The organism is Streptomyces sp. NPDC056580, assembly GCF_042793175.1.
Classification (GTDB): Bacteria; Actinomycetota; Actinomycetes; order Streptomycetales; family Streptomycetaceae; genus Streptomyces.
In genome coordinates this window covers 103,069-117,971 of sequence record NZ_JBHTVE010000010.1, presented here as the reverse complement: position 1 = coordinate 117,971, position 14,903 = coordinate 103,069, and the positions used below count along the sequence as shown (strand labels likewise).

Sequence of the window (14,903 nt, the reverse complement as noted above, 5' to 3'; positions counted from 1 at the left end):
GTTCGTCGGCACACTCTCGGGCTCTCGGGCGGTCGGGCTCTCGACTCTGCTCACGAATGTTTCGGGCATTACATCGAATGTTCCGGAAACCTATGGCGCGCGAACACCTTCGTCAAGAGGTCCCGCAGGGATACGATCGCGGGCATGAAGCCTTCGAAGCCCGTAGAAACGCAGACGGCGACCCTCGCCGAAATCGCCCGGGAGGCCGGGGTCTCCGCTCCGACTGTTTCGAAGGTCCTCAACGGCCGGGCCGACGTGGCCCCTGGGACCCGCACCCGCGTCGAGGAGCTGCTGCGCGCCTACGGCTACCGGCGCCGGCGCGCCGAGGCCTCCCGGTCCCCGCTGATCGACCTGGTCTTCCACGAACTGGAGAGCGCCTGGGCGATGGAGGTCATCAGGGGTGTGGAGAACGTGGCCCGGGACGCCGGTCTGAGCGTGGTGCTGTCCGAGTCCGCCGGGCGGCTCACCCCGGGCCGCACCTGGGCCGACCAGGTCGCCGCCCGCCGCCCGCACGGCGTGGTCCTGGTGCTCTCCGGCCTCGACGAGTCCCAGCGCGCGCTGCTGACCAGCCGGTCCATCCCGTTCGTGGTGATGGACCCGGCGGGCGACCCGGGTCCGGACGTGCCCTCGATCGGCGCCACCAACTGGCAGGGCGGCCTCGCCGCCACCCGCCACCTGGTGGAGCTCGGCCACACCCGGATCGGCGCCATCAGCGGACCCTCCCGGATGATGTGCAGCCGGGCCCGCGTCGACGGCTACCGGGCCGCGCTGGAGACGGCCGGACTCCCGGCCGACCCCTCGCTCGTCGTGACCGGCGACTTCCACCACGACGCCGGCTACCGGCTGGGTCTGGAGCTGCTGCGCCGCCCGGACCGTCCCACCGCCGTCTTCGCGGGCAACGACCTGCAGGCGCTCGGTCTGTTCGAGGCCGCACGGGAGCTGGGGCTGCGCATCCCGGAGGACCTCAGCGTGGTGGGGTTCGACGATCTGCCGGTGGCCCGCTGGGTGGGGCCGCCGCTGACGACCGTGCGGCAGCCGCTGACCGAGATGGCCGAGGCCGCGGCCCGGCTGGTGCTGGAGCTGGGCCGCGCGGAGGACGAGCGGGCGGCGACCCGGGTGGAGCTGGCGACCAGTCTGGTGGTGCGCAGCAGCACGGCGGCCCCGGCCGCCGGGTGACGCGAGTGGCCGGAAGTTGACGTATTGACGGGTGGGGCGTGCGCCCCCACACTCCTCCGAAGTCAATCGGTTACACGACCGAAACTTTCGGAGGCCCCCACCGTCATGAGAACCTCCAGAACCCCCTTACGCGCCTGTCTGGCGGCCCTGGTCGCCGCCGCGGCACTGTTCGCGGCCGGCGCCGGCACCGCCCGCGCCGCCGACCCGCCGCTGCGCGACCTCGCCGCGGCGAAGGGCAAGGTCATCGGCACCGCCGTCACCGGCTCCAAGCTCACCGGCGCCTACGCGGACATCACCGGGACGCAGTTCGGCTCGCTGACCCCCGGCAACGCCATGAAGTGGGGCTCGGTCGAGCCCACGCAGGGCAGCTTCGACTGGAGCGAGGCCGACCAGATCGTGGCCTTCGCCCAGGCCCACAACCAGCAGGTGCGCGGCCACACCCTGGTCTGGCACAGCCAGAACCCGAGCTGGCTGACGAACGGGAGCTGGACCCCGGCCCAGCTCGGCACCCTGCTGCAGAACCACATCGGCACCGAGGTCGGCCGCTACAAGGGCAAGGTGCCGGTCTGGGACGTGGTCAACGAGCCCTTCAACGAGGACGGCACCTACCGCTCGACGATCTGGTACGACGGCCTCGGCTCCGGCTACATCGCCAACGCCCTGACCTGGGCGCACGCGGCCGACCCGGACGCAAAGCTGTACATCAACGACTACAACGTCGAGGGCGTGAACGCGAAGTCCACCGCCCTGTACAACCTGGTCAGGTCGCTCAAGCAGCAGGGCGTGCCGATCGACGGCGTCGGCCTCCAGGCGCACCTGATCCTCGGCCAGGTGCCGGCCACGCTGCAGCAGAACATCCAGCGCTTCGCCGACCTCGGCGTGGACGTGGCCATCACCGAGCTGGACGTCCGGATGTCACTGCCGGCCGACAGCGCGAAACTGGCCCAGCAGGCGGCCGACTTCAAGTCCGTCACGGCGGCCTGCGCGGCCGTGACCCGGTGCGTCAACATCACGGTGTGGGGCTTCACCGACTCCGACTCATGGGTGCCGAGCACCTTCCCCGGGTACGGGGCGGCGACGCCGTACGACGAGAACTACCAGCCGAAACCGGCGTACCGGGGCATCGCCGAGGCGCTGGGCGGAGGGGGCGCCGGCGAACCGCCGCCGGCCGGCGCCTGCTCGGCCGCCTACAGCGTCACCAGCCAGTGGAACACCGGCTTCACCGGAGAGGTGAGGATCTCCTGCTCCGGTGCCTCGCTGTCCGCCTGGAAGGTCAACTGGTCGTACGGCGCGGGCCAGAAGGTCACCCAGGCCTGGAACGCCACCTGCACCCAGTCGGGCACGGCGGTGTCGTGCGCGAACGCCTCGTACAACGGCTCGGTGCCGAACGGCGGTTCGGTGACCTTCGGGTTCAACGGCTCCTGGAGCGGCAGCAATCCGGTGCCCACGGTGAGCCTCGGCTGAGAACCTCCCGAGGGGACCGGCTCCGAGGGCTCCCGCGAACAGTCGTCCGATCATCCGGTCCTACCTTCCTGCCGTGACCGGACACGACGAGAACGGCGACGAGGGCGGACGGAGCGGCCGGCGGCCCGGCGTACCGAAGGCCTCCGGTCTGCTCCTCGCGGGCGCCCTGGTGCTCGGCCCGGCCACCGCGGCCTGGGCCTACTGGCACCTGAACCACGACGTCCGCGGCGTCGCCATCGACAGCGCGCTCGGCGACGACCGTCCCGCGCGGGCGGCGGCCACCGCGTCCGCCCCGGCCTCCGCCGGCGCCTCCGCCCGCTGCCCACCGGAGCGTCGAACGTCCTGGTCCTACTCACCGACCCCGCGGCGTTCTTCCGGGTCGCCGACACCGCCGGTCTCACGACGGACACCGGCCTGGACTGCACCGGCCGAGCTGACGCGGTTCGGCCGGAGCCTGCGGCGGACCGCGTGCGGACGGTGACGATGCCGGTCGTCACGGCGCCCTCCGACCCCGACCGAGTGGCGGCGAAGGAGCCGGCGGCGAGCGGGCTGTGGGCGTCACCGCGCCGAGCGGCGGGCCGGTGCCGCCCGTCGCGGGAGCCCGGGAGAAGAATCTCCGAGAAATCTCCGCGCGGCTGTCGATCCGGCCGCCTCCCGTTCGACGCACGGGTGAGTGGCGGAGAACGGCTCCGTCGCCCGGACCGAGGAGTCACCATGCCCCGCTACCTGTCGCTCGTGCGCATCGAAGAGGCCTCCGCCCCCGCCGAGGGCCCCAGCGAGGAACTGATGCGGCGGATGGGCGAGCTGATCGAGGAGATCACCAAGGCCGGCGTCATGCTCGACACCGCCGGGCTCACCCCGTCCGCCCAGGGCACCCGGGTGCACTGGGAGGGCGGGAAGATCTCCGTCACCGACGGGCCCTTCACCGAGTCCAAGGAGGTCGTCGGCGGTTACGCGCTCATGCAGTGCAAGGACATGGCCGAGGCCGTGGAGTGGACGAAGCGGTTCCTGAAGACGCACGAGGACTTCTGGACCGTCACCTGTGAGGTCCGGGAGATCGCCGAGGGCTGACGTGCTTGGCTCCCGGGGCCCGGGGGTGTTGCATGGTGGGCTGTGGAAGCACAGCCCACCGCGGCACACGCCATCGAGATCGTCTTCCGGCTGGAGTCCCCGCGGGTCGTCGCCGGTGTCGCCCGCATCGTGCGGGACGTCGGCATCGCCGAGGAACTGGCGCAGGACGCGCTGGTCGCCGCCCTGGAGCGGTGGCCCCGGGACGGCGTGCCCGACAACCCCGGCGCCTGGCTCATGGCCACCGCCCGGCACCGCGCCGTCGACCTGGTCCGGCGCCGCGAGACCTACGCCCGCAAACTCGCCGAGATCGGCCGGACCCTCCCGGCCACGGCCCCGCCGCTCGAACCCGCCGACCCGGACGACATCGACGACGACCTGCTGCGGCTCGTCTTCACCACCTGCCACCCCGCGCTGTCCCCCGAGGCCCGCATCGCCCTCACCCTGCGCCTGCTCGGCGGCCTCAGCACGGCCGAGATCGCCCGCGCCCACCTGGTCCCGGAGCCGACGGTGGCCCAGCGCATCGTCCGCGCCAAACGCACCCTCGCGACGCGGAACGTCGCCTTCGAGGTTCCCTACGGGCCCGACCGCGAGGCCCGCCTCGGCTCGGTGCTGGACGTCATCTACCTGATCTTCAACGAGGGTTACGCCGCCACCGCCGGCGACGACCTGCTGCGCCCCGGGCTGTGCGAGGACGCCCTGCGGCTGGCCCGGCTGCTGTCCGGGCTGATGCCCAAGGAGCCGGAGGTGCACGGCCTGACCGCGCTGCTGGAGTTCCAGGCCTCGCGCACCGCCGCCCGCACCGCCCCCGACGGCACACCGGTGCTGCTGAAGGACCAGAACCGGCGCCGCTGGAACCGGATGCTCATCGCCCGCGGCATCCGGGCCCTCGCCTGCGCCGACGCCACCGCCACCGGCGCACCCGGCCCCTACGCCCTCCAGGCGGCCATCGCCGCCTGCCACGCGCACGCGTACTCCTATGCGGAGACCGACTGGCGCACCATCGCCACCCTCTACAGCCTGCTCGCCGCCCGCGCCCCGTCCCCGGTCGTCGAACTGAACCGCGCGGTCGCCGTGTCGATGGCCGAGGGACCGGCCGAAGCGCTGGAACTCGTCGACGCCCTGGCCGGCGAACCCGCCCTGCGCGACTACCACTTGCTGCCCAGCGTCCGCGCCCACCTGCTCGCCCGCCTCGGCCGCGCGGCGGAGGCCCGCACCGAGTTCGAACGCGCGGCCTCCCTCACCCGCAACGAACGCGAACGCGCCCTGCTGCTGCGCCGGGCCGCCGAGGCCGGCTGAGCGACTGCGCGCTCAGCGCACCGGCCGGCCGACCAGCATCGTCGGGGCCCCCGCGACCCGGGTGAGGAACACCGTCGCGGAGTTCGGGCCCTGCGGCTTGACCTTTCTGCGCAGTTCCTCGGGTTCGACCGCCGAGCCCCGCTTCTTCACGGTCAGGGTGCCGACCTCCCGCTCGCGCAGCAGGGCCTTCAGCTTCTTGACGTTGAAGGGGAGCTGGTCGGTGATCTCGTAGGCGGTGGCGTACGGGGTCGGGTGCAGCGCGTCGGCGGTGATGTAGGCGATGGTCCCGTCGACCAGGCCGCCGCCGATCTCCTCGGCCACCTCGGCGACCAGGTGGGCGCGGATCACGGCGCCGTCGGGTTCGTACAGGTACCGCCCCACCGGGCGCACCGCGGGGTCGGGCAGGCCGCGGCCGGACAGCGTGCGCGGGCCCGGCAGCAGTGTGGCCCGCACGGCACCCGGCGCCCCGGTCCCGAACCACAGCACCGCCTCCTTCACGTCCCCGCCGTCCGAGATCCACTCGGCCTCGGCCTCGGCCGGGACGGCCTCGTGCGGGACGCCCGGGGCGATCTTCAGTGCGGCCCGGGGCGCCTCGATGGCAGCCGCGACGGCCCACGAAAGCGGCGGTGAGTAGGCCTCGGGGTCGAAGATCCGGCCCCGGCCGCCGCGCCGGGCGGGGTCCACGAAGACGGCGTCGTAGCCGTCGGTGTCCACCTCGGTCACGTCCGCCTCGCGCACCTCGATCAGCGCGGCGAGCCCCAGCGCCTCGGCGTTGGCACGGGCCGCGGCCGCCGTCAGCGGATCGCGGTCCACGGCCAGCACCCGGATGCCGGCCCGCGCCAGCGCGATCGCGTCGCCGCCGATCCCGCAGCACAGATCGGCCACCGAGGTCACCCCCAGCCGTCGCATCCGCTCCGCGCGGTACGCGGCCACGCTCGCCCGCGTCGACTGCTCGACCCCGTTCGGGGTGAAGAACATCCGCCGCGCGTCCTCGGCCCCGAACTTCGCCGCCGCCCGCTGCCGCAGCCGTGCCTGTCCCAGCGCCGCCGACACCAGCTCGGCGGGGTGTTCACGGCGCAGCCGGGTGGCCACGGCCAGCTCGTGCGCGGGGTCGGTGTCGCGCACCTCGTCGAGCAGGGCGCGGCCTTCGGGGCTGAGGAGGAGGGCGAGGTCGTTCACCGGGTCATTGTGGGCCAGTCGGTGGATGGTGCGCCTCCGGCGGCGGTGTCGGGCCGGGTTCGGCACCGGGGCCTGCGAGGATCCGAGGCCATGCGACCAGTAGTACAAAATGACAAAAAGCGGGCACATGGCAGGCGTGCGCGTCTCACGGGGGCCGCCCTCCGCTGCGGGGCGGCCGCCCTGGTCTCGGCCGCCTTCGCCGCCGGCTGCGGTTCCCCTGACCGGGCCCCCGACGGCCATCCGGGCCCCAGCAGGAACGCCGGCCAGGGCGGCGCCCAGGCGCTGAGCCCCGAGGCGCGCCGCGCCGCCGAACAGGCCCGGCTGGCCGCCGCCGCCCAGCGCTGGAAGCTGGCCGCTGTGCCGCTCACGGCCCCGGCGCCGCCCGCCGTCAAGCCGCGGATCACCCCGCGCGACGGCTTCGAGGTGGACGGCCAGGACGAGGAGAACCTGCCCCCGGTCTTCACCACCGTCCCCACCAAGGAGAAGGTCGTCTTCCTCACCATCGACGACGGCGCCGAGAAGGACCCGGCGTTCCTGCGCATGATGAGCGACCTGAAGGTCCCCTACTCGGCCTTCCTCAGCGACTACCTGGTGAAGAACGACTACGGCTACTTCCGCCGGATGCAGTCCCAGGGCCACACCCTCAACAACCACACCCTCACCCACCCCTTCCTGCCCGGCCTGTCCTACGAGGAGCAGCGGCACGAGATCTGCGGCATGCAGGACGTCATGAAGAAGCAGTTCGGCAAGGCGCCCACCGTCTTCCGGCCGCCCTACGGCAACTACAACGGCGACACCCTGCGCGCCGCCAAGTCCTGCGGGATCAAGTACGCGCCGATCTGGGACGAGGAGGTCTTCGTCGACCACTGGGAGTACCGCGACTGGGACCGCAGCCTGCACCCCGGCGACATCGTGCTCACCCACTTCCGCGGCCGCGACGAATGGGACGGCACGATGGTCGACGACATGCGCAGGTTCCTCGACAAGGTCACGCGCGAGGGGTACGCCGTGGCACGCCTGGAGGACTACCTGTGAGGCGCCGGGGGCGGCCGGCGGCCGGGCCCGTACGGGTGCGGGCCGCAGCGGCGGCCGCGCTCGCCGCGGCTCTCCTGCTCGCCGGCTGCGCCCAGTCCGTCGACCCCATCGAGCGGCTGGGCAAGCGGGCGGCCCAGGGCGCGCGGCAGCCCAGCCCGGCCGACGGCGCGGCGTACCGCCGCTGGGGCCTGACCGCCCCGCTCGCCGCCCCGCCGAGCCACCCGGCCCGGCCCCCGGGGACTCGCCGGACGGACGCCGCACCGCCCCCGGTCGTGGACCGCGTCGACACCACCGACCGGGTCGTCTTCCTCACCTACGACGACGGCGCCGAGCGGGACCCGCGGTTCGTCGACATGGTCCGCGAACTCCGGCTGCCGGTCAGCTTCTTCCTCACCGACAGCGTCGTGGGCCCCGGCTACGGCCACTTCGCCCGGCTGCGCGCGGTGGGCGCCGCGATCGAGAACCACACCCTCGACCACCCGGCGCTGCCCGGACTGCCGTACGCCGGCCAGCGCGCCGAGATCTGCGGCCAGCAGGACAGACTCGCATCCCGCTTCGGTGTCCGCCCCCGCCTCTTCCGGCCGCCCTACGGCTCCTACGACGCCAACACCCTGCGCGCCGCCGCCGGCTGCGGCATCTCCAACGTCGTCCTGTGGCGGGCCGCCCTCGACTCCGCCGGCATCGTCTACCGCGGCGGCGCGCACCGCCTGCGCCCCGGTGACATCGTCCTCGTGGGTCCCGACGAGGCCGCCGGTCCCACCCTGACGCAACGCACCATCCGCCTGCTGCGCCACGCCCAGAGCGAGGGCCTGACCGTGGCGCGCCTGGAGGACTATCTGGCCTGACCACGCCCGTCGCCGGCGCGGCGCACCACCCCGGCGGGGCCGACGCGCCGCACCGCCATTGGCACTCCGCTTGACCGAGTGCTAATCGCGGTCATAGTCTCGGCTCTGGCACTCGGCAGACGAGAGTGCCAGACACGCGACGGGCAGGTCCGGCACCCGCGACGACGGATCCACCTGGTCGCCACCTCAGACAGTTAACCCCGTGAGATCTCCGAAGGGGGAGGTCGGACCGTGACGACCACCAGCTCCAAGGTTGCCATCAAGCCGCTCGAGGACCGCATCGTGGTCCAGCCGCTCGACGCCGAGCAGACCACCGCCTCTGGCCTGGTCATCCCGGACACCGCGAAGGAGAAGCCCCAGGAGGGCGCCGTCCTCGCCGTGGGCCCGGGCCGCTTCGAGAACGGCGAGCGCCTGCCGCTCGACGTCAAGGTCGGCGACGTCGTCCTGTACAGCAAGTACGGCGGCACCGAGGTGAAGTACAACGGCGAGGAGTACCTCGTCCTCTCGGCTCGCGACGTCCTCGCGATCATCGAGAAGTAAGTCACCTCGAGCACTTTGATGCTTGACGCTGCGCCCCTGGCCCCCGCGACCACATAAGAGCCGGGCGCCCGGGGCGCAGTGCCTTTTTCACCCACAGATTTCCGAGAGGGCTCCCGCTGTCATGGCGAAGATCCTGAAGTTCGACGAGGACGCCCGTCGCGCCCTCGAGCGCGGCGTCAACAAGCTGGCCGACACGGTGAAGGTGACGATCGGCCCCAAGGGCCGCAACGTCGTCATCGACAAGAAGTTCGGCGCGCCCACCATCACCAACGACGGTGTCACGATCGCCCGTGAGGTCGAGATCGAGGACCCGTACGAGAACCTCGGCGCCCAGCTCGTGAAGGAGGTGGCGACCAAGACCAACGACATCGCTGGTGACGGCACCACCACCGCCACCGTGCTGGCCCAGGCGCTGGTGCGCGAGGGTCTGCGGAACGTGGCCGCCGGCGCCTCCCCTGCGCTGCTCAAGAAGGGCATCGACGCCGCGGTCAAGGCCGTCTCCGACGACCTGCTCGCCTCGGCCCGCCCGATCGACTCGAAGTCCGACATCGCCGCCGTCGCCGCGCTGTCCGCCCAGGACCAGCAGGTCGGCGAGCTGATCGCCGAGGCCATGGACAAGGTCGGCAAGGACGGCGTCATCACCGTCGAGGAGTCCAACACCTTCGGTCTGGAGCTGGACTTCACCGAGGGCATGGCCTTCGACAAGGGCTACCTGTCCCCGTACTTCGTCACCGACCAGGAGCGTATGGAGGCCGTCCTCGACGACCCGTACATCCTGATCAACCAGGGCAAGATCAGCTCCATCCAGGACCTGCTGCCGCTGCTGGAGAAGGTCATCCAGTCGGGTGCCTCCAGGCCGCTGCTGATCATCGCCGAGGACGTCGAGGGCGAGGCCCTGTCGACCCTGGTCGTCAACAAGATCCGCGGCACCTTCAACGCCGTCGCGGTGAAGGCCCCGGGCTTCGGCGACCGCCGCAAGGCCATGCTGCAGGACATCGCCACCCTCACCGGCGGCACCGTGATCTCCGAGGAGGTCGGCCTCAAGCTCGACCAGGTCGGTCTGGACGTGCTGGGCTCCGCCCGCCGCGTGACCGTCACCAAGGACGACACCACGATCGTCGACGGCGGCGGCAACTCCGCCGACGTCGCGGGCCGCGTCGCGCAGATCAAGGCCGAGATCGAGAGCACCGACTCCGACTGGGACCGCGAGAAGCTCCAGGAGCGCCTCGCGAAGCTGGCCGGCGGCGTGTGCGTGATCAAGGTCGGCGCCGCCACCGAGGTGGAGCTGAAGGAGAAGAAGCACCGTCTGGAGGACGCCATCTCCGCGACCCGCGCCGCGGTCGAGGAGGGCATCGTCTCCGGTGGTGGCTCCGCGCTGGTCCACGCCGTCAAGGTCCTCGAGGGCAACCTCGACAAGACCGGCGACGAGGCCACCGGTGTCGCGGTCGTCCGCCGCGCCGCCGTCGAGCCGCTGCGCTGGATCGCCGAGAACGCCGGCCGCGAGGGCTACGTCATCGTCTCCAAGGTGGCCGAGCTCGAGAAGGGCAGCGGCTACAACGCCGCCACCGGCGAGTACGGCGACCTGATCAAGGCCGGCGTCATCGACCCGGTCAAGGTCACCCGCTCCGCCCTGGAGAACGCCGCCTCCATCGCCTCCCTCCTGCTCACGACCGAGACCCTGGTCGTCGAGAAGAAGGAAGAGGAGGAGCCGGCCGCGGCGGGCCACGGCCACGGCCACGCCCACTGAGGCATCTCAGCGATGAGGCCCGGTGCCCTTCGGGGCGCCGGGCCTCCCGCTTTTCCGCCTTCTCCCGGATCTCTCCCCGCCTTCCCCCGGGACCGCCCGCCGGTCAGCCCGACAGCCGGTCGAACATCCCCGGCCCTTACGAGCCGCCCGGGTTGTGCACGATCACGTTCATCCGTCATCGCCCTCCGCCTGGACGCCGGCCGCATCACGGGCCTGTACGCGGTCCGCAATCCGGAGAAGCTGTCACGGACCGGCAGGGAGACGGAGATGAGCCGGTGAGGGGCGTGTCCGCGCAAACGCGCCGTCAGCCGCCCTCCACGTACGGGCGGGCCAGCCGCCGCAGCGGAGACGTTCTGTCCCAGACGTGCCAGCGCGCACCGCACACCGGATCGGTCGCGTACGTCACCTCGGCCGGGAAGCCGTCGACTCCGACCCGCTCGGCCGGTGGACCGGTCAGGCGCCGGCCGCAGCCCGGACAGTGCTCCGGCGTGCGCATCGGGTACATGCCCATCGCTCTCCTCCCGCCTGCCTCAACGCGGACCGGCGCAGCGGCCGTTCTCGGAGCTCGTCCAGCCGCTCACCGCGACCGCGTCGGTGCCGCACGCGAGGACGCGCCAGGCGCCGGGAGTCCAGGCGAAGATCGCGTCCTGGCCGAAGCGGCGGCCCAGGTCACGCGCCGCGGCGTCGCCCAGCCCGACGACGGCCACGCTCTCCTCGCGGTGCGTGCCGCCCGCGTCACCGCCCACCGCGGACCACCAGGCGAGACCACGGCGGCGGACCTCGTCGAGCAGCAGGGTCTGGGCGCGCGCGTTGGCGTCGGCCGGCGCCGTACGGCCGTAGGGGTTCCAGGCGGTGATCACATGGACGGCGCGGCCGCCCGCCGCTTCCGGGAAGAAGCCCCCGGCCGTGCCGGCGGGGCGGGGTTCGACGTGAACGGTCCGGTCAGGAAACCGGACGTCGACGACCGCGGACCGGTAGTGGTCCCAGTTTCCAGGGGTGACGGCTGAGTCGACGGCGTGCACAAGGGCCTCCTGTGGAACGAAGACCCCCTTACATGCGGTGCAGGGAGATCAGTGCCTCACTCCGACCCGGCCGCGCTCGGCTGGATCGTCCGAGCCGCAACATTTCATGATCGCGACCGCGGCGCAAGGGGGCGGCAGGTCGGCGAGGCGGGTTACCGGATGGACGGCGACTGGAATCTCCACTGGTCCCGCTGCTACGTCCTCCTGGCCGACTGACGCCGACGCGCGACGAAAGCGGCGCGACGGCTTCCCCTACTGCTCCAGCTCGTCCAGCGCCCCCAGCTGCTGCATCAGTCCGAGCTGGTCGTGCTGCCACCAGGTCTCGGTGATCTTGCCCTGGGGGTCGAAGCGGAAGAGGGTCATGCCGGTCATGGTGACCTGGCGGCCGGTCGCCGGGATGCCCAGGAAGTCGCCCTTGTGGGTGGCGTGCCAGGTCCAGCGCGCGCACGCCTGGTCGCCCTGGGCCAGCACGTCGTCGACCGTGAAGGCGAAGTCGAAGGCGGCGCGCCACATCCGGTACTCGCTGCGCACGCTGTCCAGCCCGATCGTGTCCTGCGGGTTCACCGGGTCGTGGCTGTGGACGTCCTCGTCCAGCAGGTCGTTGAGCGGCGGGAGATCGCCCTCGCTCTCCAGGGCCGCGAAGAGCCGCCGCACGGACTCCAGGCCCAGCTGCTCGTCCCGGACGACGTCCAGGTCGGTCAACGTCGGCGCCTCGTCGCACAGGGCGGCCATGTCCTCGAAGATCCTGCCGGTCTCCGGGAGGTTCGAGTTCCGCATCGCCTCCTCGTACGACGAGAACTCCACCACCTCGACGATGTGCGACGCGTCCGAGCGGTCCCTCGCGACCACCGCGTGCGTCGCCGTGCGCTTCCCCTTGCTCTGGGTGACCCAGTCGTCCATCAGCCGGTTCACCTCGTCCAGCCGGCTCGTCCTGCACTCGATGAGCTGTACGAAGGTCATGTCACCGCCTCCGGCCCCCCTGGTCGGGTACCGACCCGACCATTTTCCCACCGGAACGGCGGCGCCACCCTCGCTACTGGGGCCCGTACTTGCGGCCCGTCCGCGAGCTGATCCCGCTCAGCAGACCGCGCGGGGTGACCTTGACCAGTCCCATCAGCGCCTTGTAGCGCGGGTCCGGGATGGACAGCGACTTCCCGCGCGCGAGGTCGGCCAGCGCCGCGGCGACCAGCTTGTCCGCGTCCAGCCACATCCAGCCGGGGATGTTGTCCGTGCCCATCCCGGCCCGCTCGTGGAACTCGGTGCGCACGAAGCCGGGGCACAGCGCCATCAACCGGACCCCGCTGCCGGCCAGGTCCTTCGCCGCGCCCTGGGTGAACTGCACGACCCACGCCTTCGAGGCGCCGTAGGTGCCCCGGGGCAGGAATGCGGCCACGGACGCCACGTTGACGACACCGCCCCGGCCCCGTTCCCGCATCGCCGCGGTGGCCGCCGAGGTCAGCCGCAGCACCGCCTCGCAGTGCACCTTGAGCATCTTCAGTTCGTCGGCCATGGGCACGTCGAGGTAGCGGCCCTTGTTGCCGAAACCGGCGTTGTTGATCAGCAGGTCGACCGGGTTGCGCCGGTCGCCGAGCCGGTCGGCCACCGTCTCGATGCCCTTGTCCTCGGCGAGGTCGGCGGTGAGCACCTCCGCCTCGACGCCGTGCCGGTCGTGCAGCTCGGTCGCCTGCTCGCGCAGCCGCTTGGTGTCCCGCGCCACCAGGACGAGGTCGTGGCCGTCAGCCGCCAGGCGCCGCGCGAAGGCGGCACCGATCCCCGCGGTCGATCCCGTAATCAGAGCCGTTGTCATGGCCCAAGCGTAGTGACCCGGAGCGAGCGCGTCCGCCGCCGGTGACGACCGCTCAGCGGGCCTGGGCGGCGACGTACTTGCGGGCCTTGGCCAGGCTCTCCGGGTGCAGCGCCGCGCCGGCCACGAGCAGCCGGGGCAGCAGTTCCCGCTCGGTGGTGACCGCGCGGAACTCCATCGCGGCCGTCACCCCGTGGTCCGGCCGGTGCACGATCTCGATGGAGTCGCCCGCCCGTATCCCACCCGGTTCGATCACCCGGAGGTAGGCGCCGGTCGCGCCCTTCCGGGTGAATCTCCTCACCCATCCCCGTTCGGCCAGATGGCCCTGGAAGGTGCGGCACGGGATGCGGCCGGAGGTCACTTCCAGTACGAGTCCGGAACCGATCCGCCAGCGCTCGCCGATCAGGGCGCCGGAGACGTCGAGACCGTCCGTCGTGAGGTTCTCGCCGAAGCAGCCGTTGGCCAGCGTCCGGCCCAGCTCGTGCTCCCAGTCGTCGAGGTCCTCGCGGGCGAAGGCGTACACCGCCTGGTCGTCACCGCCGTGGTGGCGGGTGTCGCACACCGCGTCCCCTGCCACCCCGCTCGCGCCGGTTCCCTTGGGGCCGGGCGCCGCCACCCGCACCAGCCCGTCGACGGGCAGCTTGTCGATGCCCGTCACACCCTGCGGCTGGTCCGTGTACGGCACCGGCTGCGGGCGGCCGATGTTGACCGAGAGAAGCTTCATGGCCGCACGGTACGGGAACCGGACCCAAAGCGTCGACGCGATTTCCGGCGTCGGGCCCAAGCCCGGCTTATGCTTCAGGGGTGATCGAAGCCCGTCATCTGCGCGTCCTGCGCGCCGTCGCCACCACCGGCTCCTTCTCCGCCGCGGGGCGCGAGCTGGGCTGCACCCAGCCGGCGGTCAGTCAGCAGATGAAGGCGCTGGAAGCCTCGGTCGGCACCCCGCTGCTGGTCCGCAGCGGCCGCGAGATGCGCCTGACCGAGGCGGGTGAGGCCCTGGTCAGACACGCCTCCGGCATCCTCGCCGGACTCACCGCCGCCGAGGAGGAGGTCGCCGCGATCGCGGGCCTGCGCGCCGGCCGGGTGCGGCTCGTCTCCTTCCCCAGCGGCAGCTCCACCCTCGTGCCCACCGCCCTCGCCGCACTCCGCGCCGCCCACCCCGGCACCCGCGTCTCCCTGGAGGAGGCCGAGCCGCCGAGATCCGTGGAGCTGCTGCGCGAGGGCGACTGCGACGTGGCGCTCGCCTTCCGTTACGAGGGCGCGGCCGCCGCCGAGGAGTGGGACGACCTGATCGTGCGGCCCCTGCTGACCGACCGCCTGGTCGCCCTGGTGCCCGAACGGCACCCGCTCGCGCGCGCGGAGTCCGTCGGCATCGGCGAGCTGGCCCGTGAGCCATGGATCGCGGGCTGTCCGCGCTGTCGCGGCCAGCTCGTGGAGGTGTGCGAGGGCGCCGGCTTCACGCCCCGCATCGACTTCGCCACCGACGACTACCCGGCGGTGGCCGGCCTGGTGGGCGCGGGGCTCGGGGTCGCCGTACTGCCCCAGCTCGCGGTGGAGTCGGTACGGCCGAGAGGGGTGCGCACGGTGGAGCTGGAACCGGTGGTCCGGCGGCAGATCGTCGCCCTCACCCTGCCCGACCTGGCACAGGTGCCGGCCGTGGCGGCGACGCTGGAGCAGCTGGCCCGGGCGGCGGCGCGGGCGTAGGGGTTACGGCGGCGCGGACG

General features: G+C 72.4%; 16 protein-coding genes. 10 read left to right on the top strand and 6 right to left on the bottom strand.

Annotated features, from left to right (window positions below; translation table 11 throughout):
• Positions 1 to 144 precede the first annotated feature (144 nt).
• The 5 genes from ACFQ9Z_RS23155 to ACFQ9Z_RS23135 all read left to right on the top strand — a co-directional run bounded on the left by ACFQ9Z_RS23155 (position 145) and on the right by ACFQ9Z_RS23135 (position 5,007).
• A complete protein-coding gene (locus ACFQ9Z_RS23155) occupies positions 145 to 1,176 on the top strand; it encodes a LacI family DNA-binding transcriptional regulator (protein ID WP_383021887.1) in 1,032 nt (343 codons plus the stop codon).
• A gap of 105 nt (positions 1,177 to 1,281) precedes the next feature.
• Complete coding sequence (locus ACFQ9Z_RS23150) at positions 1,282 to 2,640, top strand: endo-1,4-beta-xylanase (RefSeq protein WP_383021884.1); 1,359 nt, start codon at positions 1,282 to 1,284, stop codon at positions 2,638 to 2,640.
• A gap of 73 nt (positions 2,641 to 2,713) precedes the next feature.
• Positions 2,714 to 3,121, top strand: a complete 408-nt coding sequence (locus tag ACFQ9Z_RS23145) for a hypothetical protein (RefSeq protein ID WP_383021881.1) — start codon at positions 2,714 to 2,716, stop codon at positions 3,119 to 3,121.
• Between the two features lie 233 nt (positions 3,122 to 3,354).
• The gene (locus tag ACFQ9Z_RS23140) at positions 3,355 to 3,711 is read left to right on the top strand and encodes a YciI family protein (protein ID WP_383021876.1); all 357 of its coding nucleotides are present in this window, start codon (positions 3,355 to 3,357) and stop codon (positions 3,709 to 3,711) included.
• Between the two features lie 42 nt (positions 3,712 to 3,753).
• Complete coding sequence (locus ACFQ9Z_RS23135; RefSeq protein ID WP_383021873.1) at positions 3,754 to 5,007, top strand: RNA polymerase sigma factor; 1,254 nt, start codon at positions 3,754 to 3,756, stop codon at positions 5,005 to 5,007.
• 12 nt (positions 5,008 to 5,019) lie between these two features.
• Here the strand turns inward: ACFQ9Z_RS23135 and ACFQ9Z_RS23130 are convergent, their stop codons facing one another.
• Positions 5,020 to 6,186, bottom strand: coding sequence for a methyltransferase domain-containing protein (locus ACFQ9Z_RS23130; protein WP_383021870.1), 1,167 nt, complete (start codon positions 6,184 to 6,186; stop codon positions 5,020 to 5,022).
• Positions 6,187 to 6,276: 90 nt separating this feature from the next.
• On the opposite strand from ACFQ9Z_RS23130, the gene ACFQ9Z_RS23125 reads away from it, so the two are divergent.
• The 4 genes from ACFQ9Z_RS23125 to groL all read left to right on the top strand — a co-directional run bounded on the left by ACFQ9Z_RS23125 (position 6,277) and on the right by groL (position 10,353).
• Positions 6,277 to 7,221: a polysaccharide deacetylase family protein gene (locus ACFQ9Z_RS23125; protein WP_383021867.1), complete on the top strand. Its 945-nt coding sequence runs from the start codon at positions 6,277 to 6,279 to the stop codon at positions 7,219 to 7,221.
• Positions 7,218 to 8,066, top strand: a complete 849-nt coding sequence (locus ACFQ9Z_RS23120) for a polysaccharide deacetylase family protein (RefSeq protein WP_383021862.1) — start codon at positions 7,218 to 7,220, stop codon at positions 8,064 to 8,066. The genes ACFQ9Z_RS23125 and ACFQ9Z_RS23120 overlap by 4 nt, the downstream gene beginning before the upstream one ends.
• Positions 8,067 to 8,297: 231 nt before the next feature.
• Positions 8,298 to 8,606 carry a co-chaperone GroES gene (gene groES, locus ACFQ9Z_RS23115; protein WP_020132158.1) on the top strand — a complete coding sequence of 103 codons (309 nt, stop codon included), beginning with the start codon at positions 8,298 to 8,300 and terminating at the stop codon, positions 8,604 to 8,606.
• A 121-nt stretch (positions 8,607 to 8,727) separates the two neighbouring features.
• On the top strand, positions 8,728 to 10,353 hold the full coding sequence (groL, locus tag ACFQ9Z_RS23110) for a chaperonin GroEL (RefSeq protein WP_383021857.1): 1,626 nt from the start codon (positions 8,728 to 8,730) through the stop codon (positions 10,351 to 10,353).
• A 304-nt stretch (positions 10,354 to 10,657) separates the two neighbouring features.
• Here the strand turns inward: groL and ACFQ9Z_RS23105 are convergent, their stop codons facing one another.
• The 5 genes from ACFQ9Z_RS23105 to ACFQ9Z_RS23085 form a co-directional block, all read right to left on the bottom strand.
• A complete protein-coding gene (locus ACFQ9Z_RS23105) occupies positions 10,658 to 10,858 on the bottom strand; it encodes a hypothetical protein (protein ID WP_383021854.1) in 201 nt (66 codons plus the stop codon).
• A 25-nt stretch (positions 10,859 to 10,883) separates the two neighbouring features.
• Entirely contained in the window at positions 10,884 to 11,375 is a 492-nt protein-coding gene (locus ACFQ9Z_RS23100; protein ID WP_383021850.1) for a DUF3293 domain-containing protein, read from the bottom strand.
• 252 nt (positions 11,376 to 11,627) lie between these two features.
• Positions 11,628 to 12,335 carry an ester cyclase gene (locus tag ACFQ9Z_RS23095; protein WP_383021847.1) on the bottom strand — a complete coding sequence of 236 codons (708 nt, stop codon included), beginning with the start codon at positions 12,333 to 12,335 and terminating at the stop codon, positions 11,628 to 11,630.
• Positions 12,336 to 12,408: 73 nt separating this feature from the next.
• A complete protein-coding gene (locus tag ACFQ9Z_RS23090) occupies positions 12,409 to 13,182 on the bottom strand; it encodes an SDR family NAD(P)-dependent oxidoreductase (protein ID WP_383021842.1) in 774 nt (257 codons plus the stop codon).
• A gap of 52 nt (positions 13,183 to 13,234) precedes the next feature.
• Positions 13,235 to 13,903, bottom strand: coding sequence for an MOSC domain-containing protein (locus ACFQ9Z_RS23085; protein WP_383021838.1), 669 nt, complete (start codon positions 13,901 to 13,903; stop codon positions 13,235 to 13,237).
• An 80-nt stretch (positions 13,904 to 13,983) separates the two neighbouring features.
• On the opposite strand from ACFQ9Z_RS23085, the gene ACFQ9Z_RS23080 reads away from it, so the two are divergent.
• Complete coding sequence (locus tag ACFQ9Z_RS23080) at positions 13,984 to 14,883, top strand: LysR family transcriptional regulator (protein WP_383021835.1); 900 nt, start codon at positions 13,984 to 13,986, stop codon at positions 14,881 to 14,883.
• Positions 14,884 to 14,903 lie beyond the last annotated feature (20 nt).

Excerpts from the sequence above, each read along its gene's own strand:
- ACFQ9Z_RS23155 (WP_383021887.1), top strand. The coding sequence starts at position 145 with ATGAAGCCTTCGAAGCCCGTAGAAACGCAGACGGCGACCCTCGCCGAA.
- ACFQ9Z_RS23150 (WP_383021884.1), top strand. The coding sequence starts at position 1,282 with ATGAGAACCTCCAGAACCCCCTTACGCGCCTGTCTGGCGGCCCTGGTC.
- ACFQ9Z_RS23140 (WP_383021876.1), top strand. The coding sequence starts at position 3,355 with ATGCCCCGCTACCTGTCGCTCGTGCGCATCGAAGAGGCCTCCGCCCCC.
- ACFQ9Z_RS23125 (WP_383021867.1), top strand. The coding sequence starts at position 6,277 with ATGCGACCAGTAGTACAAAATGACAAAAAGCGGGCACATGGCAGGCGT.
- groL (WP_383021857.1), top strand. The coding sequence starts at position 8,728 with ATGGCGAAGATCCTGAAGTTCGACGAGGACGCCCGTCGCGCCCTCGAG.
- ACFQ9Z_RS23105 (WP_383021854.1), bottom strand. The coding sequence starts at position 10,858 with ATGTACCCGATGCGCACGCCGGAGCACTGTCCGGGCTGCGGCCGGCGC.
- ACFQ9Z_RS23095 (WP_383021847.1), bottom strand. The coding sequence starts at position 12,335 with ATGACCTTCGTACAGCTCATCGAGTGCAGGACGAGCCGGCTGGACGAG.
- ACFQ9Z_RS23090 (WP_383021842.1), bottom strand. The coding sequence starts at position 13,182 with ATGACAACGGCTCTGATTACGGGATCGACCGCGGGGATCGGTGCCGCC.
- ACFQ9Z_RS23085 (WP_383021838.1), bottom strand. The coding sequence starts at position 13,903 with ATGAAGCTTCTCTCGGTCAACATCGGCCGCCCGCAGCCGGTGCCGTAC.